Origin of the sequence: Streptomyces sp. NPDC002884 (assembly GCF_040295245.1) — a bacterium.
In the GTDB taxonomy this organism is placed as follows: domain Bacteria; phylum Actinomycetota; class Actinomycetes; order Streptomycetales; family Streptomycetaceae; genus Streptomyces.
Window position 1 is genome coordinate 339,796 of record NZ_JBEOVB010000002.1, and the last position, 19,222, is coordinate 359,017.

Below are 19,222 nucleotides of genomic sequence, written 5' to 3' on the forward strand. Positions count from 1 at the left end.
GAGCTGCGGCTTTCCGGTCGGACGGGGCGAATCGACCACCCCCGGCCGTTGGATGCGTCACGCAGGCGGCAGTCCGAGGAGCGCACGAGCCACGGTACGGGGCGACTCGTCGCGCTCCCGGGCGAGCGCGATGACCGCGCGACAGGCCAGTTCGTTGACCCCGAAGGACAGGGCCTCCGGCGACACCCAGCCCGCCGCTTCGTCGATCCTCTCCTGATCGTCCTCCGCGCTCGCCGAGACGTACGCGGCGGCGGCCTCGAACAGATTGTGGGTGCGTTTCCGTTTCCCACCGTCACGCGACTCCTTGTCGGAACGCCCTTCCGCACCCGCACCCGCACCCGGACGCGACCGCGCGCGCATCGCGTCGCGGACTCTCCCGTAAGCCTTGCCGAACATGCCGACCGCCTTCCCCCTGCGTCGCCCCGACCGATCGTTCATCTTCCGCTGTTCAACCTAGGGTTGGAGTTCCGTCGGCAGAAGGGGGACGGTGCGGATGGGCCGCGACGATGCTGCCGGCCGAAGCCGCGGGCTCTGCATCGCGCCGCGGTCGGGCTCGGGCGCGGGTCCGATCCGGTGATGCGCGAGACCGACGCCTTCGTGCGGGCGGTCGCCGGGGAGGCGTGAGCCCTCAGGCCTCGCGGACGGCGAGGGCCAGGAAGCGGGCGTCCTCGTCGGCATAGGAGGTCATGCGCCAGCCCGAACCGGCCAGCATCGGGCGGAGATTGGGTTCCGCGCGCAGGTCCTCCGGTGTGAGTTGCCGCCCCTGGCGGGTTGCGAGCGCCGCCCTGCCGATCGGGTGGAACAGCGCCAGCGTGCCGCCTGGGCGTACCACCCGTGCCAGTTCCCGCAGGTTCTCGGCCGGCCGGGGCAGGTGGGCGACGAGGCCCGCCGCGAACACGGCGTCCAGCGACGAGGAGCGAAAGGGAAGCGCGGTCACGTCGGCGAGCATCAGTCGCCCGGCACCGTCGCGTCCGGCCCGTACGGCGGCCGCGAGCATGTCCGGAGTCAGATCCGCCCCGACGACCACTCCTGACGGCCCCACGGCCGCACGCAGCGGCGTCAGGGCCCTCCCGGTGCCGCAGCCCGCGTCCAGCACACGGTCTCCCGGGCGCAGGCCGAGGTGGCCGACCGCGGCGGCGTAGGCGGGACCGTCGTCCGGGAAGCGGCTGTCCCAGTCCGCGGCCCGTGCGCCGAAGAACTCCTGAACGTGTGTGTGGTCGTCGCTCATGCTCCGCATGATCCCTCACCGACACGGACGACGCCTCGGTGCACACGTTCGAGCGTGACCCGATCGTTCCGGTGCACTACTGCGCCACATTTCAACACCTTTCGAAATGCGCCCCCTTTGTGCTCCTGTGCCCCGACTAGCCTCCCGTGGCCATGGGACACCTGGACCACGCCGCCTTCGGCTGGCTGACCCCCGCGCTGTCGTACGTGATGGCCTGCGTCGGCGCCGCCCTCGGGCTGCGCTGCACCGTGCGCGCGCTCGGCGCCACCGGACGCTCGCGCCGCAACTGGCTGATCACCGCCGCCTCGGCGATCGGCACCGGAATCTGGACCATGCACTTCGTTGCCATGCTCGGCTTCGCCGTCAGCGGCACCGACATCCGCTACGACGTTCCGCTGACCGTGCTCAGCCTTCTCGTCGCCATGGTCGTCGTCTGCGCCGGCGTCTTCGCCGTCGGCTACAGCCGGGACCGCACGCGCGCGTTGCTGATCGGCGGACTCACCACCGGCCTGGGGGTGGCCAGCATGCACTACCTGGGCATGGCCGCCGTCCGGCTGCACGCCGACGTGACCTACGACCCCGTCCGCGTCGGACTGTCCGTCGTGATCGCCGTCGTCGCGGCGACCGCGGCCCTCTGGGCGGCGCTCAACATCAGCTCGCCGATCGCGGTCACCCTCGCCTCCCTCGTCATGGGTGCGGCGGTGAGCAGCATGCACTACACCGCGATGTTCGCCGTGAGCGTCCACGTCACACCCTCCGGTGAGGCGCTGCCCGGGGCCACGGCGATGCAGTTCATCTTCCCCCTCGCGGTCGGCCTCGGCTCCTATCTCTTCCTGACCTCGGCCTTCGTCGCGCTCTCGCCCACCACGGGGGAGCGCGAGGCGTCGGCCTCGGCCCAGCAACCGGAGGACGGCCTCGCCGTCCGACAGCAGGCCCGGCCCGCCTGACGCGGCCGGTCCGCCCCCCATCCCCTTCAGAGCGAGGAGGCCATGCGTACACCCCGTAGGACCCCCACGGCAGGCGCCGACGCGCCGCCCCCCACACGCGGGCGCCGCGCCCACGCCGGACCCCCCGCCGACGAGGGCCCGGACGAGCAGATCGACACACCGGCGGACGCGATACCCCCGCGCGCGGAGCGCTGGCGCATCAGGCCGCGCACCGTGCGCGCCAAGATCGTCTGCCTGCTGATGGTGCCGGTCGTCTCCCTGCTCGCCCTGTGGGCGTACGCCACCGTCAGCACCGCCCAGAACGTGTCCGGACTGCGCCAGTTGCAGCGCGTGGACTCCCAGGTCCGTGCCCCCGTGGCCGCCGCGGTGGCCGCTCTCCAGACCGAGCGTGCGGCCGCCGTGCGGTACGCGACCGACCCCGCTCCCGGGCAGGCCGGCGACCTGAAGACGCTCGCGGAACGCACGGACCGCGCGGTGGGCCGGCTGCGCCTCGGTGACGACAGCACCGTCGCCGACGGCCAGGAACTGCCCACGGGGGTGGCCCAGCGGCTCGAGGCGTTCGTCTCCGGGGCCGAGGGGCTCACCGCGCTGCGGACCGCGGTCCTCGACGGCAACGCCGGCTGGGAGGTGACGTACGGCCGGTACACGAGCACGATCTCGGCGGCCTTCTCGGTCGGCGGCGCCCTCTCCGGCGTCCAGGACGCCGAACTCGGCTCGGACGCGCGCGTGCTGCTCGAGTTCTCCCGCGCGGGAGAGGCGCTGGCCCAGGAAGGCGTCGTGCTCGCCGGTGCGCGCCTCGCCGGACGACTCGACGGAGAGCGCCTGCGGCTCTTCACCGGCGCCGTCGACACCCGCCGCGTCCTGACGGAATCGGCCGTCGCCGACCTGCGCGGGCCCGAACGCACCGCCTGGCAGCGCCTCGCCGGCGGCAGCGCCTACGCGGACCTGTACGCAGCCGAGGACAAGGCCCTCGTCGGCGGGCCCGGCGTGAAGGCGATCGCCGCCGCACCCGCGGACGTCTGGGACAAGGCGCACGCGCGCGTGCAGAACGCGATGCGGACGATCGAGGCGGACGCCGGACGTGGCGTCGCCGACCGCGCAGACCCGTTCACCCGCGGTCTGCTCACCTCGGCCGGCGCCGCCGTCCTGCTGGGCCTCGCAGCCGTCGTCGCCTCGCTCGTCATCTCCGTGCGCATCGGCCGCGGCCTCGTCGTCGAACTGGTCAGTCTGCGCAACAGCGCCCTGGAGATCGCCCGGCGCAAGCTCCCGGAGGCCATGCGGAAGCTACGCGCGGGGGAGGAGATCGACGTCCGCGCCGAAGCGCCGCCGGGACCTCCGTCCGAGGACGAGACCGGCCAGGTCGCCGAGGCCCTGGACACCGTGCACCGCGCGGCGCTGCGGGCCGCCGTGGAACGCGCCGAACTCGCCAGCGGCATCTCCGGGGTGTTCGTCAACCTCGCCCGCCGCAGCCAGGTCCTCGTCCACCGTCAGCTCAGCCTCCTGGACAGCATGGAGCGCCGTTCCGACGACCCGAACGAGCTGAGCGACCTCTTCCGGCTCGACCACCTCACCACCCGCATGCGGCGCCACGCGGAGAGCCTGATCATCCTCTCCGGGGCGGCGCCCGGCCGGGCCTGGCGCATGCCGGTGTCCCTCACCAACGTGATCCGTGCCGCCGTCTCCGAGGTCGAGGACTACGCGCGCGTGGAGGTACGGCAGCTCCCGGAGGCAGCCGTCATCGGCACCGCCGTCGCCGACCTCACCCACCTGCTCGCCGAACTCGTGGAGAACGCCGCCCAGTTCTCGCCCCCGCACACGCGCGTGCGGGTCACCGGTGAACCCGTGGGCAACGGCTACGCCGTGGAGGTCGAGGACCGGGGCCTGGGCATGGGCAAGGAGACCTTTACCGAGGCCAACCGGCGCATCGCGCAGTCCGAGGCGCTCGACCTGTTCGACAGCGACCAGCTCGGCCTGTTCGTGGTCAGCAGGCTCGCGGCCCGCCACGGCATCAAGGTCCATCTGCGGACCTCGCCCTACGGCGGCACCACCGCGGTGGTCCTGCTGCCGACGGCGCTGCTGCACAGCGGCAAGCCGGAACGTTCCGCCCGTGAGGTGGCGGAGGCCGAGCCGCAGCCCGCGGAACGCGTGTACGCGCGCGTGTCCGCCGCGGACCGGCACACCGCCGACCGGCGCCAGGATGCCGTTCCCGCCTCCGCCGACCGTCCCGCGCTGGTGGCTCCCGTACGAGCCGCGCCGGTACGAGCCGCTCCCGTGCGAACCACCGCTCCCGTGGACGCCGCCGGACCGGCGGCAGCCGACCCCCCGCCTCCCGGAGTCACCGCCTTGCGCCTGCACCGCCCCCCGGACGACGCCGAAGGATCGGACGACCTCCCGCGCCGGGTACGGCAGGCCAACCTCGCCCCCCAACTGCGCAGGCCACTCGCCGAGGAACCGGCCCGGCCGTCCGGCCCGCGCGCAGACGAAGAGCGCACCCCCGAGCTCGTACGGGACCGGATGTCCGCGTACCGGAAGGGCTGGGCACGGGGCGGCGGCAGGCAGCCCGGCCACGGAGCCGCCCCGGAACCCGAACCGGGCAGTGACAGCAGCGAAGGAGACCCCAGATGATCCAGGACCCGAGCACGAGGTCGGGCCAGCGGTCCGGCGAACTCGACTGGTTGCTGGACGACTTGGTGATGCGCGTGAGCGAGGTACGGCACGCCGTGGTGCTGTCCAACGACGGACTCGCCGTCGGTGCCTCGACCGACCTCAGGAGGGAGGACGCCGAGCATCTCGCCGCCGTCGCCTCCGGCTTCCACAGCCTCGCCAAGGGCGCGGGCCGGCATTTCGGCGCCGGCGGAGTGCGCCAGACCATGGTGGAGATGGACGACGGCTTCCTGTTCGTGGCGGCCGCGGGCGACGGCTCCTGCCTCGCCGTCCTCACCGCGGTGACCGCCGACATCGGCCTGGTCGCCTACGAGATGGCGCGGCTGGTCAAGCGCGTAGGAGAGCACCTGTACAGCGCGCCACGGCTCTCCGCGCGCCCGCCCGCCGCCGGATGAGGCCAGAGAGCGACCCACGCAGATGACCGAGGACATGACCGGCACCCCCCGCGAGCTGGGCAGCCAGTGGTACGACAACGAGGCCGGACCGCTCGTCCGCCCGTACGCCATGACGGGCGGGCGCACGAAACCGGGACCCACCGGAGTGCGCTTCGACCTGATCGCCCTGGTCACCCTGGATCCGAGCGCGCCGGGCACGGACGGCATGGCGCTCGGACCGGAACACCGTGCCCTCATAGGGCTCTGCCGCCCGGAGACCCAGTCCGTCGCCGAACTCTCGGCGGGCGCGGACCTTCCCGTGGGAGTGGTACGGGTGCTCCTCGGCGACCTGTTGGAACTCGGCTGTGTCACCGTCAGCCGCCCGGTCCCGCCCGCGCAGTTGCCCGACGAACGGATCCTGCGCGAGGTGATCGAGGGGCTGCGAGCGCTGTAGATGAACCATCAGACGCACCCGGGCGCGTACGGAACCACCGCACACCGACTCGTGCGCGCCTTCGGACACCGAACGCGCAAGAGTCGGTCACATCGGGCAGATAGCGGTCGAACCCCTCGGAAAGGGGCCCTGGTTGTCATGATGCTGACTTCGCACTCCGGCGCCGAGACCCCGCGCGACCGCCGCGTCGGGCCACGGCACCGCCGTACCGACCTCGACCGTTGCCGACACTCCCGAGAGAAGTGATCCATGGTCACCGAAGACTCCGACACCACGGGCGGCGACACGACCCCCCTGGCGTTGAAGATACTGGTCGCCGGCGGGTTCGGCGTGGGCAAGACCACCATGGTGGGCGCGGTCAGTGAGATCAAGCCGCTGCGTACCGAGGAACTGCTCAGTGAAGCGGGACAGTCGGTGGACGACACCGACGGCGTGGACCAGAAGGTCACGACGACCGTCGCCATGGACTTCGGCCGGATCACCATCCGTTCCGGCCTCTCCCTCTATCTGTTCGGCACCCCCGGGCAGGACCGCTTCTGGTTCCTGTGGGACGAACTGTCCCAGGGGGCCCTGGGCGCGGTGGTCCTCGCCGACACCCGGCGTCTGGAGGACTGCTTCCCCGCGGTCGACTACTTCGAGCACCGGCACATCCCGTTCGTGGTCGCCGTCAACTGCTTCGTGGGCACGCGCACCTACGGCGCCGAGGACGTCTCGCGCGCCCTCGACCTCGACGGCGGCACCCCCGTAGTCCTGTGCGACGCCCGTGACCGCGACTCGGGGAAGGAGGTGCTGATCCGGCTGGTCGAGTACGCCGGGCGGATGCACACCGCCCGGCTGCTCGACTCCGTGGGCTGACCTGGCCGGCCTCGGCCCCGTCAGCCCGCGACGGCCTTCTGCGCCAGGACCTTGTCGATGGCGACACGCACGAGCAGTTCGCCCGGAACCCCGTTCCGGGCGCCGAACTCCTCGGCGCGCTCCTCACCCATGTACCGCGCCGCGATACGAGCCGCCCAGTGCCGGACCTCGTCGAGATCCTCCGAGACGCGGGCCCGGCCCCGCAGCACCACGTAGTCGAAGGGCGGCCGGTCGTCGTCCACACACAGGGCGACCCGGCCGTCCCGCGCCAGATTGCGACCCTTCACCGTGTCCTTGCCGGTGTTGAACACCACCTCGTCCCCGTCGAGCAGGAACCAGATCGGCGCCACATGCGGACTTCCGTCGGCCCGTACGGTGGACAGCTTTCCGGTGCGGGTTCCGTCCGCGACGAAGGCCCGCCATTCCTCATCGGTCATCTTCTGTGCCATGCCGCCATCCTCCTTGCTCCCGCGGCCGCTCCTGCGGAAGGCTGGCGGGCAGATTCTCCGACGACGCGGAGGGTCACACGGGGAATGTCACACGGGGAGCGGGACATGGCGCAGAACCAGGGGCTGGGCTGGCTGTTGGACGACCTGACCGAGCGCGTCGACCATGTACGGCACGCACTGGTCCTGTCCAACGACGGGCTGGTGGCGGGTGCGAGCGCGGGACTGCCCCGGGAGGACGCGGAGCACCTCGCCGCCGTCTCGTCCGGACTGCACAGCCTGGCCAAGGGGTCGGGGCGTCACTTCAGCGCGGGCCGCGTGCGCCAGACGATGATCGAGTTCGATGACGCGGTGCTGTTCGTCACCGCCGCGGGCACCGGCAGCTGTCTGTGCGTGCTCAGCGGGGCGGACGCCGACATGGGCCAGATCGCCTACGAGATGACCCTGCTCGTCAACCGGGTCGGAGAGCACCTCACCGTGGACGCCCGGCAGCCCGACCGCGCACCGCTGGAAGACCTCTGACCTGCTGTTTCACCTTCCTCCGTGGAGTTATCCACAGGCTCACGTCGATGTCGGCGATTCCGGCTACGGTTTTTTCCGAGGCCACCGCGGACCGTGCGGGCCTGCTTCACTCCACTTCACTCCACGGGGGAGACGACCATGTCCGGCAACACCGTCACGCGACCACACTCCGTTTCCTGCGCGCCGAGCCGGGCAGCGCGGGAACTGGATCTGAAGCGAAGCGAGTTCGATCTCGCCGTGCACCTCGGGCGCATCAGGACCGTGCCCGACGAAGGCGGAGGGGGCCGTCGGGTGGCCCGGGAGGAGATCGAACGTCTGCGCTCGGACCCCGGCTTCCCCGAGACACTGCGCGCGAGCGTGCTGGCCGTGGGGACCACCGAGGGTGCCGCCGTCATGGGCGTGCCCCCGGCCCGGTTCACCCGCCTCGCGCGGCTGGGACTGGTGGTGCCGGTCAGGTTCTACCTGAATCGCTATCGGGTCGTCGTCTGGCTCTATCTCGCCGACGAACTCGAACAGTTCGCCGCCGACGGGACCAACGCCTTCCTGCTGAGCGGTCGCACACCCGAGGTGCTGCGGAGCCAACTTGCCGCGGGCGTCGACCTTCGGCCCCGGAACTGGCGGGGCCGCCACCTGGGCTTCCTGCACCGACAGGCCGACGGCCCCTGGCAACGCGCCGGAGTCCTCGCCGGGTTCCTCGGCCCTCTGAAGGTCGCGGAGATCGTCGAGGACCCCTACGAACGCTCCCACCTGAACAGGTTCCGGCCGGGACCGCCCGCCCACGGAACGCCCGGCACACCGGCCGCGCACCTCGTGGAGAAGATCATGACGGCCGACGATCCCGACGAGATCGACTGGCTCGGGTACGACCTGGCTCGCACCCTGGACGAGGCACGAGCCGAGCAGCCCGCGCCACGGCCCTTCCCCAAGCCGGTCCCGACGCCCCCGGCCATGCCCCCGGGCGCGCCCGAAGAGCCCGACCGGCCGACCCGCGGTCTGCTGAACCGGCTACGCCGCCGGAGCGGCTGACGCCCGGAGCCTGGTGACGCGCCGGATCTACAGCGCCCGGAACAGCCCCTCCTGGACGACGGACACCAGCAGGCGTCCCTCCAGGTCGTAGATCCGCCCGCGGGCCAGCCCGCGTCCGCCGGTGGCGATCGGCGACTCCTGGTCGTACAGGAACCACTCGTCCGCGCGGAACGGCCGATGGAACCACATCGCGTGGTCCAGCGACGCCATGTCGAAGTTCCGCGGACCCCACAACGGCTCGACCGGAAGGCGGACGGCGTCCAGGAGAGTCATGTCGCTGGCGTACGTGAGCGCGCAGGTGTGGACGAGCGGATCGTCGCCGAGCGGCCCGACCGCGCGCATCCACACCGCGCTGCGCGGTTCGGCCTCCTTGACGTCCTCGGCGCTCCAGCGCAACCGGTCCGCGTACCGGATGTCGAAGGGCTGACGGCGCGCCATCCGCTCCAACTGCTCGGGCAGCTCGCCCAGATGCTTCCGGATCTCCTCGACGACCGTCGGCAGGGACTCCGGGTCCGGGACCTCGCGCGCCGGCGGCAGCTGGTGCTCGAAGGGACCTTCCTCAGGCTTGTGAAAGGAGGCGGTGAGATTGAAGATCGTGCGCCCCTGCTGCACGGCGGTGACCCGGCGGGTCGTGAAGGACCGCCCGTCCCGGACCCGTTCGACCTGGTACACGATCGGCACGCCCGGCCGGCCCGGACGCAGGAAGTACGCGTGCAGCGAGTGCACGGGCCGGTCGCCCTCGGTGGTCCGGCCGGCCGCGACCAGCGCCTGGCCCGCCACCTGCCCGCCGAAGACCCGCTGCAGGGACTCCTGCGGGCTGCGGCCGCGGAAGATGTTGACCTCGATCTGCTCGAGGTCGAGCAGGTCGACGAGCCTCTCGGCCGGATTCGTCATCGGTGCGCTTCTCCTGTGCCCTCTTCGGTACTCACAACTGGCCGACGGCCGTGACGCGGACGACAGCGCGGCCCTCGGCGTCGGAGGCCGTGAGGTCGACCTCCGCGCTGATGCCCCAGTCGTGGTCGTCGTTCGGGTCGTCGAAGATCTGGCGGACGCGCCACAGTGCGTTCTGCGGCTCCTCCTGGATGATGAGCAACTTGGGGCCCCGGGCGTCCGGGCCCGTGCTGAGGTCGTCGTACTCGTCCCAGTACTTGTCCATCGCGTCGCCCCACGCGTCGGCGTCCCAACCGGACTCGCCGTCCAGCTCGCCGAGTTCGTTGACGTGGTCGAGAGCGGCGAGCTCGACACGGCGGAACATCGCGTTGCGGACCAGGACCCGGAAGGCCCGCGCGTTGGCCGTGACCGGCTTGACCTCGTCGGCCTTCTCCTGGGCCTCCTCGGCGGTCATCTCCGCCGGGTTGGCGAGCTGCTCCCACTCGTCCAGCAGGCTCGAGTCCACCTGGCGCACCATCTCGCCCAGCCACTCCACCAGGTCCTGGAGGTCCTCCGACTTGAGGTCGTCCGGGACGGTGTGGTCGAGGGCCTTGTAGGCGCCGGCCAGGTAGCGCAGCACGATGCCCTCGGTGCGGGCCAGCTCGTAGTGGGAGACCAGCTCGGTGAAGGACATCGCCCGCTCGTACATGTCCCGGATGACGGACTTCGGCGACAACGGGTGGTCGCCGACCCACGGGTGGCTCTTGCGGTAGGTGTTGTACGCATGGAAGAGCAGCTCCTCCATGGGCTTCGGGTACGAGATCTCCTGGAGGCGCTCCATCCGCTCCTCGTACTCGACGCCGTCCGCCTTCATCGCGGCCACCGCCTCACCGCGCGCCTTGTTCTGCTGGGCGGCCAGGATCTGACGCGGGTCGTCCAGCGTGGACTCCACGACGGAGACCATGTCGAGCGCGTACGAGGGCGACTCCGGGTCGAGGAGTTCGAACGCGGCGAGCGCGAAGGTGGACAGCGGCTGGTTCAGCGCGAAGTCCTGCTGGAGGTCCACGGTGAGACGGACGATGCGGCCCGTGGCGTCCGGTTCGTCGAGCTTCTCGACGACTCCGCCGTCCAGCAGCGAGCGGTAGATCGCGATCGCGCGCCGGATGTGCCGAAGCTGCTGCTTGCGCGGCTCGTGGTTGTCCTCGAGCAGATGCCGCATGGCCTCGAAGGCGTTGCCGGGCCGGGCGATCACCGACAGCAGCATCGTGTGCGTGACCCGGAAGCGGGACGTCAGCGGCTCCGGATCGGACTCGATGAGCTTGTCGAAGGTGTTCTCCGTCCAGCCCACGAATCCTTCGGGCGCCTTCTTGCGCACCACCTTGCGACGCTTCTTCGGGTCGTCGCCTGCCTTGTTGAGGGCCTTCTCGTTCTCGATGACATGCTCGGGAGCCTGCGCGACCACCAGACCCGCCGTGTCGAAGCCGGCCCGCCCGGCCCGGCCCGCGATCTGATGGAACTCACGGGCCCGCAGGGTACGCACCCGGTTGCCGTCGTACTTGGTCAGCGCCGTGAACAGCACGGTACGGATGGGCACGTTGACGCCCACGCCGAGGGTGTCCGTACCGCAGATCACCTTCAGCAGGCCGGCCTGGGCGAGCTTCTCCACCAGACGCCGGTACTTGGGCAGCATGCCGGCGTGGTGGACGCCGATGCCGTGCCGTACGTAGCGCGAGAGGTTCTGGCCGAACTTCGTGCTGAAGCGGAAGTTGCCGATCAGGTCGGCGATCCGTTCCTTCTCCTCGCGCGAGCACATGTTGATGCTCATCAGCGCCTGAGCCCGCTCCACCGCCTGCGCCTGTGTGAAGTGCACGATGTAGACGGGCGCCTGCTTCGTCACCAGCAGATCGCTGAGCGTCTCCGTCATCGGGGTGTACCGGTACTCGTACGACAGCGGCACCGGTCGGGTCGCCGAGCGGACCACCGACGTGGGGCGGCCGGTGCGCCGGGCGAGGTCCTTCTCGAAGAAGGACACATCGCCGAGCGTGGCCGACATGAGCACGAACTGCGCCTGGGGCAGTTCCAGGATGGGGATCTGCCACGCCCAGCCGCGGTCGCCCTCCGCGTAGAAGTGGAACTCGTCCATGACGACCTGGCCGACATCCGCGTTCTTGCCGTCGCGCAACGCGATCGAGGCGAGCACCTCGGCGGTGCAGCAGATGACCGGGGCGTCGGAGTTCACGGAGGCGTCGCCCGTCAGCATGCCGACGTTCTCCGTGCCGAAGATCTTGCACAGCTCGAAGAACTTCTCCGACACCAGCGCCTTGATCGGAGCCGTGTAGAAAGTGACCTCGTCACGGGCGAGAGCCGCGAAGTGCGCGGCCGCCGCGATCATGCTCTTGCCGGAGCCGGTGGGCGTCGACACGATCACGTTCGCCCCGGAGACCACCTCGATCAGCGCCTCCTCCTGGTGGGGGTAGAGCGTCAGACCACGCTCCTGCGCCCAGGACTCGAAGGCTTCGTACAGGGCGTCGGGATCTGCGGTCGGCGGCAACTGATCGATGAGGGTCACGACCCCATCTTGCCTGCCCTCGACCCTGATGGGGGAATCGGCTGCCGGCCCGAAGATCACGACCGCTACGCTGTGTCGCCGACGGAGCGTCAACGCACCCGGTCAACTGGACAGCGACTTTCGAGGAATAGGGCGGGCACCGGCCATGATGGGACCAGCACACTCACTGTCGGGCGCGGCCGCCTGGCTCGGCGTCGGTGCGGCCGCCGCCGCGGCGGGGCACACGATGCCCTGGCCGGTCCTGCTCGCGGGTGCGCTGATCTGCGCCGGAGCCGCGCTCGCCCCGGACCTCGACCACAAGGCAGCCACCATCTCGCGGGCCTTCGGACCCGTCTCGCGCTGGCTGTGCGAGATCGTCGACAAGCTGTCCTACGCCGTCTACAAGGGCACGAGGAAGCAGGGCGACCCGCGCCGCTCCGGAGGCCACCGGACCCTGACGCACACCTGGCTGTGGGCCGTCATGATCGGGGGAGGCGCCTCGGCGCTGGCGATCACCGGTGGCCGCTGGGCGGTCCTGGCCCTTCTCTTCGTGCACATGGTGCTGGCGATCGAGGGGCTGCTGTGGCGGGCGGCCCGGGGATCCAGCAGCGACGTGCTGGTGTGGCTGCTGGCCGCCACCAGCGCCTGGATCCTCGCCGGTGTCCTGGACAAGCCCGGCAACGGCTCGGACTGGCTGTTCACGGACCCGGGCCAGCAGTACCTGTGGCTGGGGCTCCCGATCGTGCTGGGCGCCCTGGTCCACGACATCGGCGACGCGCTGACCGTCTCGGGCTGCCCGGTCCTGTGGCCCATCCCGATCGGACGCAAGCGCTGGTACCCGATCGGTCCGCCGAAGGTGATGCGGTTCCGGGCCGGCAGCTGGGTCGAGCTGAAGGTGCTGATGCCCGTGTTCATGGTGCTCGGGGGAGTGGGCGGCGCGGCCGCCCTCAACTACATCTGACGAGCGGGCCGACGGCTGCCGTCGACGCTGGCGACGGCACCGGTTCAGGTCATCGCTCCGCCGTCGCCGTAGCGCCGCTCGAACCGGGCGACCCTGCCCTCCGTGTCCACGGTGCGCGCCTTGCCGGTGAAGAAGGGGTGGCTCTCGGAGGAGATCTCCACGTCCACGACCGGGTAGGTCTCGCCGTCGTCCCACTCGATGGTCTGTTCGCTGGTGGCGGTGGACCGGGTCAGGAAGGCGTAACCGGCGGTCCGGTCGCGGAACACGACCGCGTGGTAGTCGGGCTGCTTGTCCTGCTGCATGAGAGCTCCTCGTGCGATGGCTGTGACGAACGCGAACGCGAGCGCAATGGAGAGGGAGAGGGCGGCGGCCGTCGGCCGGGAACGGGCGGGGCGGCCGTTGGCCGGTCAGCCGGACAGGGCGTCCTCGTCGACGATGTGCATCGCGGCCTCCTCGGCGGAGGCCGCCGCGCCGTCGATGCCCACGTCCGTGGCGATCAGTGCGCTCTCCTCGTCCTCGTGTGCTCCCTCGTCCGGTGCCACGAGCCTGCCGGAGCGTGCGGAGCCGACCTCGTTGTCGAGGAGTTCCCCGTCGGTGCCGTCGCAATCGCCGAGGCCGTCGCCGTCCGGCGCATCCGGCTCCGGGACCTCTTCCGCGAGCCGCTGGTCCAGGCTCTCGCCCTGTCGGCGCTCCGCGGCGGTCACACCGTCGTGCTCCACCGCCCAGGGGCGGTCCGGAGGGGACCAGCCGCGGTCGAGGGGGTCCTCGACGCCGTCGTTCTCCAGCGTGTCCTCGGTGTCGAGCAGTCCCGAGTCTTCCTGGATGTCGGACGCGTCGGGCTGGTAGACGTCGTCCCCCCATCCGTCGGCACTGTTCACGGGTACCTCCAGGGGGTGACGGCCCCGTACTCTTCGCGGTCGGCGGCGGGGTGCCGCCGCACGGGGCACCGGTCGGGCGCGGTGTGTTCCGGAGGGATCCCGACTGCCTTCCGCGCGGGTGCCGCTATCCAGCGTTCCACCCCGCTTCGGGAGCGCGCAACGCCAGAGCACGCGCGAAGGCCGGGGCGGGCCGCCTCCACCCCGGCGCGGCGGCCGCTGTCCGAGGCCGTTCCCGTCCCCGGGGCACGCGGGTCGCTGCCCGATGAGAGGGCGGCAGCAGGCACCGGACCAGGCACGGGCACCGGACCAGGCACGGGCGCCGGCACTGGTACCGGACCAGGCACCGGGGTCGGCCCGAGCACCGGGGTCGGCCCAAGCTCCAGGGCCGCCCCGAGTGCAAGGGTCGGCCGGAGCACCGGGGTCGGCGCCCGCCCGGACACAGGCACCGGCGCTGCCCCAGGTACAGGCCGGGGCACAGGCACCGGCGCTTTCAGACCTCGCACCGGTGCCGGCCCGCTGCCACCGCTGTTCCGCTCCTCAGCTGTGTCCTCAGCCGTGTCGTCAGCCGTGCCACGATCGCCAGAGCGCCGCGTACGCCCCGTCCGCCGCGACCAGCTCGGTGTGGCTGCCCAGCTCACTGATGCGGCCGTTCTCGACGACGGCGATGACGTCCGCGTCGTGGGCGGTGTGCAGGCGGTGGGCGATGGCGACCACGGTGCGGCCGTCCAGGACGCGGGCGAGGGACCGCTCCAGGTGGCGGGCGGCACGCGGGTCGAGCAGCGAGGTCGCCTCGTCCAGGACCAGCGTGTGGGGGTCGGCCAGGACCAGCCGGGCCAGGGCGACCTGCTGGGCCTGCGCCGGGGTGAGCGCGACACCGCCGGAGCCGACCTCGGTGTCGAGGCCCCCGTCCAGGGACCGGGCCCAGCCGTCCGCGTCGACCGCGCCCAGGGCCGCCCACAGCTCGGCGTCCTCGGCGTTTTCGACATCATCGGAGACCGTCGGGACCGCCGAGACCGTCGACGTCGAGGTCTCCTCGCCCGAGCGGAGTCGTGCGTGCGGGAGGGCGAGCCGGAGGTTGTCGCGCAGGGAGCCGACGAAGACGTGGTGCTCCTGGTTGACGAGCGCCACATGGGAGCGGACGCGTTCCGCGGTCATCCGCGACAGCTCGGCGCCACCGAGGGTGATCCGGCCGTCGCGCGGCGCGTAGATCCCGGCGAGCAGCCGCCCCAGCGTGGACTTACCCGCACCCGAGGGTCCGACCAGGGCCAGCCGGGTGCCGGGGGAGACCTCCAGGGTCACCTTGCGCAGCACGTCGACGCCCTCCCGGTAGCCGAAATGGACCCGGTCGGCGTGTACGTCACGCCCGTCCGGCACGAGCCCGGAGTCCCCGCCGTCCGGCTCGATGTCACGCACTCCGACCAGGCGGGCCAGCGACACCTGGGCCACCTGAAGCTCGTCGTACCAGCGCAGGATGAGGTTCACCGGGTCGACGAGCATCTGCGCGAGCAGCGCGCCCGTCGTCAGCTGACCGACCCCGATCCAGCCCTTCAGCACGAACGCCCCGCCGAGCATGAGGACCGAGCCGAGCACCGTGACGTGCACCAGGTTGATGACCGGGAAGAGCACCGACCGCAGCCACAGGGTGTAGCGCTCCCAGGCGGTCCACTGCCGGATGCGCTGCTCGGAGAGCGCGATACGGCGCTCGCCCAGCCGGTGGGACTCCACCGTGCGGCCGGCGTCCACGGTCTCGGCGAGGGCGGCGGCCACGGAGGCGTAGCCGGCGGCCTCCGAGCGGTAGCCGGCCGGCGCCCGCTTGAAGTACCAGCGGCACCCGGCCACCAGCAGGGGCACCGCGACCAGGACGGCCGGCGCCAGCGGCGGCGCCGTGACGACGAGCCCGCCGAGCAGCAGCAGCGCCCACATCACGCCGATCGTCAGCTGGGGCACGGCCTCGCGCATCGCGTTGGCCAGCCGGTCGATGTCCGTGGTGATGCGGGACAGCAGATCGCCCGTCCCGGCGCGCTCCAGCACGCCCGGCGGCAGCCGCACCGAGCGGACGAGGAAGTCCTCGCGCAGATCGGCCAGCATTCGCTCGCCGAGCATCGCGCCACGCAGCCGGACCTGCCGTACGAAGACGGCCTGGACGACCAGGGCGAGCACGAACAGCGTGGCGATGAGCCCGAGGTGGAGCTCGCGCGCGCCCTCCGACAATCGCTCCACGAGGTCGCCGAGCAGCCAGGGACCCACCATCGAGGCGACCGTGGCGACCGTGTTCACGAGCAGGAGGAGCTGAAAGGCACGGCGGTGCCGGCGCAGGAGTTCGGCCACGTAGGCGCGGACGGTCGCGGGGGCGCCGACGGGCAGCGTGTTCGCCGTCGTCGGTGCCGCCGGGTCGTACGCGGGCGGCGCCACGCCGATCATGCGGTCTCCTCGATCTCTTCGCGTTCGATCCGTCCGTGTTCGATCTCTGCGAGTCGGTTGTCTTCCAGGTCCTTCAGCACACCGTTCAGGGAGGTCTCGTCGTCCCTGAGGGCGTGGCGCGGCGCCGCTTCCTCGTCGGTCTCCCTGGTCACCACGGCTCGGTACCGGGGCTCGGAGCGCAGCAGTTCGCGGTGTCCGCCCACCGCGACGGCCTCGCCCTTGTGCACGAGCACGACCCGGTCGGCGCGGTCCAGCAGCAGGGGGGACGAGGTGAACACCACCGTGGTGCGCCCCGCCCGCAGATCGCGCAGCCCCTCGGCGATCCGCGCCTCGGTGTGCGAGTCCACGGCGGAGGTGGGCTCGTCGAGGACGAGGACCTCGGGGTCCGTGTACAGGGAGCGGGCCAGCGCGAGCCGTTGCCGCTGGCCGCCGGAGAGGGACCGGCCGCGCTCGGTGATGCGGGCGTCCATCGGATCGTCGGCGTCCAGCGAACCCTGCACGAGTGCGTCGAGGACGTCCCCGCACTGGGCGGCGGCCAGCGCCGCACCCGCGTCGACCGCACCCGAGGCGGGCACGTCGAGCAGGTCGCGCAGGGAACCGGACAGCAGCACCGGGTCCTTGTCCTGGACGAGGACCGAGGCGCGCGCGGAGTCCAGCGGCAGTTCGTTCAGCGGGACCCCGCCGAGCAGTACCGAAGGACTCTCCTCCGGAGGATGTCCGCCCAGCCGCTCCGCCAGCTCTCCGGCGGCGTCCGGGTCGCCGCACACCACGGCGGTGAGCCGGGCGCTCGGGGCGAGCAGCCCGGTGGCGGGGTCGTACAGGTCGCCCGTGGGAGCGTCGGCCGCGCGCGATCCGCCGATGTCGGTGACCCGCTCCAGGGACAGCACACGGGCGGCGCGTTTGGCCGACGGGCGCGAGAAGGAGTAGGCCATGGCGATCTCCTCGAAGTGCCTGAGGGGATAGGCCAGGACCATGACGGAGCTGTAGACCGTGACCAGTTCGCCGACGGTGATGCGGCCCTCGCGGGCCAGATGGACGCCGTAACAGACGACCGTGATCAGCAGCAGGCCGGGCAGCAGCACCTGGATGGCGCTGATCAGCGACCACATGCGGGCGCTGCGCACGGCCGCGTGCCGGACCTCCTGCGAGGCGCTGCGGTAGCGGTCGAGGAACAGTTCCTCGCCGCCGATCCCGCGCAGTACCCGCAGGCCGGCCACGGTGTCCGAGGCGAGTTCGGTGGCGCGTCCGGCCTTCTCGCGCTGGAAGTCGGCCCGTCGCGTGGCCGGGGGCAGCAGGGGCAGCACCGCGAGCGCGAGAACGGGCAGGCCCACGGCGACCACCAGGCCGAGCGCCGGCTGGTACACGACCAGACCGACGCAGACCAGCAGGACCGTGAGGGCCGCGGCGGTGAAGCGGGACACGGCCTCCACGAGCCAGCCGATCTTCTCGACGTCGCCCGTGGAGACGGCCACGACCTCACCGGCCGCGACCCGCCGGGTCAGCCCGGAGCCGAGCTGCGAGGCCTTGCGGGCGAGCAGTTGCTGCACCCGGGCGGCGGCGGTGATCCAGTTGGTGACGGCGGCGCGGTGCAGGAAGGTGTCCCCGACCGCGGTGGCGGCACCGCACAGGGCCATCACGCCGCCGGTGAGGGCGAGCCGGGTGCCGGAACGGTCCACGACGGCCTCGATGGCGAACCCGACGCAGAACGGCTGTGCCGAGACGGCGACGAAGTGCAGCAGCCCCCAGGCCAGGGCCTTGAGCTGGCCGCCCAGCTGGTTACGGCCGAGCCACCACAGGAAGCGGGGTCCCGAGCGTGCGTCCGGCACACCCGGGTCGGGGTACGGAAGGTCTTGGATCTGCATGACGTCCCAGTGGCTCGAGTCAGCGGTAGGGGGAGGGGGAGACGGTGAAAGGGAAGGAGAAGGATTCGGCGGGGCAGGCGGAAGGAGACGGGGTGGGGGAGCGGCGGACGAACGGGAGGGTCCGCGGGGAGCGGCAACAAACCGTGCAAGGTTCGCGTCGCAGCGTGGTCAAAATCAACCGGTTTTCCATGGCGGCGGCCGGATCCGGCAGGTGTCCGACACGGCCCGGATGTCCGGAACCTGGCGCTGACGCACGGTAAGTGGTGCGAGCATGGGCCGATGCGACAGGGCTATGCGCGGCGCGCGGGAGCCGCGCCGGTGATCTGCGGCCTCCTGCTCGCGGCCTTGTCCGCGTGTGGAGGTGCGGCCGTGCACCAGGGGAGTGACGGGACGTCGGGAGCGGCCGGCCGGAGGGGCGGGACCTCGCCGAGCGCGGCCGCGGCGGCCGGCGTGCCGGGTGTCGGGGACCGGCTGCTGCGGCGGATCCCCGCTGTTTCACGCCAGGTTGTGGCGGTGTACGGCGACGGGAAGGACTCCGCGGACGCCACCGTCGTGCTCTACGCCGGGAGGGGTTCGGCCTGGGAGCGCGTCCGGAGCTGGCGGGGGCACAACGGGAAGAAGGGCTGGACCGCCGAGCACCACGCCGGCGACAACCGCAGTCCCGTCGGCGTGTTCACGCTCACCGACGCGGGCGGTGTCCTGGCCGATCCCGGCACCAGGCTGCCGTACACCCGCTCCGCCTCCTTCGCCGCGCCGCGCTGGTGGGCGAGGTCTCACTGGCACGACTTCGACTACGTCATCGCCATCGACTACAACCGCGTCAAGGGGGCTCCGCCCGACGACCCGGCGCGACCCGAGGGCGAGGAGAAGGGCGGGGGGATCTGGCTGCACATGGATCACGGCAGCGGGACGTCGGCCTGCGTCAGCCTGTCCCGGGCCGCGATGGAATACCTGCTGCGCACTCTCGACCCGGCTCGGCATCCCGTGGTGGTCATGGGGGACAGGGACGCGCTGAAGGCGTAGCCCTCGCGGTGGAGGCGTCATTGCGGGGAGGGGCCGACTGCCCGTAGAACACCGGCCATGAGAAGCCGGATTAGCATGTCCATGCTCAGAGGGCTCACGGGGGCGATCCTCCTGGCGAGCGCGGCCCTCGGGAGCGGCACGGC

The 19,222-nt window shown here is 71.7% G+C and carries 18 protein-coding genes; 9 read left to right on the forward strand and 9 right to left on the reverse strand.

Going from position 1 to position 19,222, the window contains the following annotated elements:
- Positions 1–57: 57 nt before the first annotated feature.
- Together ABT070_RS05905 and ABT070_RS05910 are read right to left on the reverse strand one after the other, a co-directional pair.
- Positions 58–396, reverse strand: coding sequence for a hypothetical protein (locus ABT070_RS05905; RefSeq protein ID WP_351755233.1), 339 nt, complete (start codon positions 394–396; stop codon positions 58–60).
- Positions 397–628: 232 nt separating this feature from the next.
- Positions 629–1,228, reverse strand: coding sequence for a class I SAM-dependent methyltransferase (locus ABT070_RS05910; RefSeq protein ID WP_351755236.1), 600 nt, complete (start codon positions 1,226–1,228; stop codon positions 629–631).
- A gap of 152 nt (positions 1,229–1,380) precedes the next feature.
- Between ABT070_RS05910 and ABT070_RS05915 the strand changes: the two genes are divergently transcribed.
- The 5 genes from ABT070_RS05915 (at position 1,381) to ABT070_RS05935 (ending at position 6,522) form a co-directional block, all read left to right on the forward strand.
- Complete coding sequence (locus ABT070_RS05915; RefSeq protein ID WP_351755238.1) at positions 1,381–2,175, forward strand: MHYT domain-containing protein; 795 nt, start codon at positions 1,381–1,383, stop codon at positions 2,173–2,175.
- 42 nt (positions 2,176–2,217) lie between these two features.
- Positions 2,218–4,800 (forward strand): sensor histidine kinase, encoded by a 2,583-nt coding sequence (locus ABT070_RS05920; protein WP_351755241.1) that lies wholly within the window; start codon positions 2,218–2,220, stop codon positions 4,798–4,800.
- On the forward strand, positions 4,797–5,234 hold the full coding sequence (locus ABT070_RS05925) for a roadblock/LC7 domain-containing protein (protein ID WP_351755244.1): 438 nt from the start codon (positions 4,797–4,799) through the stop codon (positions 5,232–5,234). Before ABT070_RS05920 ends, ABT070_RS05925 begins: the two co-directional genes overlap by 4 nt.
- Positions 5,235–5,256: 22 nt before the next feature.
- Positions 5,257–5,667, forward strand: a complete 411-nt coding sequence (locus ABT070_RS05930; RefSeq protein ID WP_351755247.1) for a DUF742 domain-containing protein — start codon at positions 5,257–5,259, stop codon at positions 5,665–5,667.
- A 249-nt stretch (positions 5,668–5,916) separates the two neighbouring features.
- The gene (locus ABT070_RS05935; RefSeq protein WP_351755249.1) at positions 5,917–6,522 is read left to right on the forward strand and encodes a GTP-binding protein; all 606 of its coding nucleotides are present in this window, start codon (positions 5,917–5,919) and stop codon (positions 6,520–6,522) included.
- A 20-nt stretch (positions 6,523–6,542) separates the two neighbouring features.
- Here the strand turns inward: ABT070_RS05935 and ABT070_RS05940 are convergent, their stop codons facing one another.
- Positions 6,543–6,971: a PPOX class F420-dependent oxidoreductase gene (locus ABT070_RS05940; protein ID WP_351755251.1), complete on the reverse strand. Its 429-nt coding sequence runs from the start codon at positions 6,969–6,971 to the stop codon at positions 6,543–6,545.
- Positions 6,972–7,076: 105 nt separating this feature from the next.
- On the opposite strand from ABT070_RS05940, the gene ABT070_RS05945 reads away from it, so the two are divergent.
- Entirely contained in the window at positions 7,077–7,490 is a 414-nt protein-coding gene (locus ABT070_RS05945; RefSeq protein ID WP_351755254.1) for a roadblock/LC7 domain-containing protein, read from the forward strand.
- 138 nt (positions 7,491–7,628) lie between these two features.
- Entirely contained in the window at positions 7,629–8,516 is an 888-nt protein-coding gene (locus ABT070_RS05950; RefSeq protein WP_351755257.1) for a DUF6397 family protein, read from the forward strand.
- 27 nt (positions 8,517–8,543) lie between these two features.
- On the opposite strand, the gene ABT070_RS05955 is transcribed toward ABT070_RS05950, so the two are convergent.
- Both ABT070_RS05955 and ABT070_RS05960 read right to left on the reverse strand, forming a co-directional pair.
- Positions 8,544–9,410 (reverse strand): acyl-CoA thioesterase, encoded by an 867-nt coding sequence (locus ABT070_RS05955; protein WP_054240563.1) that lies wholly within the window; start codon positions 9,408–9,410, stop codon positions 8,544–8,546.
- A gap of 31 nt (positions 9,411–9,441) precedes the next feature.
- Positions 9,442–11,955: a DEAD/DEAH box helicase gene (locus ABT070_RS05960; protein WP_351755260.1), complete on the reverse strand. Its 2,514-nt coding sequence runs from the start codon at positions 11,953–11,955 to the stop codon at positions 9,442–9,444.
- A 145-nt stretch (positions 11,956–12,100) separates the two neighbouring features.
- On the opposite strand from ABT070_RS05960, the gene ABT070_RS05965 reads away from it, so the two are divergent.
- Positions 12,101–12,895: a metal-dependent hydrolase gene (locus ABT070_RS05965; protein WP_351755263.1), complete on the forward strand. Its 795-nt coding sequence runs from the start codon at positions 12,101–12,103 to the stop codon at positions 12,893–12,895.
- A 44-nt stretch (positions 12,896–12,939) separates the two neighbouring features.
- Here the strand turns inward: ABT070_RS05965 and ABT070_RS05970 are convergent, their stop codons facing one another.
- From ABT070_RS05970 to ABT070_RS05985, 4 genes are all read right to left on the reverse strand, one after another.
- On the reverse strand, positions 12,940–13,197 hold the full coding sequence (locus tag ABT070_RS05970; RefSeq protein WP_351755266.1) for a type B 50S ribosomal protein L31: 258 nt from the start codon (positions 13,195–13,197) through the stop codon (positions 12,940–12,942).
- Positions 13,198–13,302: 105 nt separating this feature from the next.
- The gene (locus tag ABT070_RS05975; protein WP_351755269.1) at positions 13,303–13,773 is read right to left on the reverse strand and encodes a DUF5709 domain-containing protein; all 471 of its coding nucleotides are present in this window, start codon (positions 13,771–13,773) and stop codon (positions 13,303–13,305) included.
- A 561-nt stretch (positions 13,774–14,334) separates the two neighbouring features.
- Positions 14,335–16,194, reverse strand: a complete 1,860-nt coding sequence (locus ABT070_RS05980; protein ID WP_351755272.1) for an ABC transporter ATP-binding protein — start codon at positions 16,192–16,194, stop codon at positions 14,335–14,337.
- Positions 16,191–18,056, reverse strand: coding sequence for an ABC transporter transmembrane domain-containing protein (locus ABT070_RS05985; protein ID WP_351755275.1), 1,866 nt, complete (start codon positions 18,054–18,056; stop codon positions 16,191–16,193). Before ABT070_RS05985 ends, ABT070_RS05980 begins: the two co-directional genes overlap by 4 nt.
- Before the next feature lie 279 nt (positions 18,057–18,335).
- Here ABT070_RS05985 and ABT070_RS05990 point away from each other — a divergent pair, with 279 nt between their 5' ends.
- A complete protein-coding gene (locus tag ABT070_RS05990; protein WP_351755278.1) occupies positions 18,336–19,079 on the forward strand; it encodes a L,D-transpeptidase family protein in 744 nt (247 codons plus the stop codon).
- Positions 19,080–19,222 lie beyond the last annotated feature (143 nt).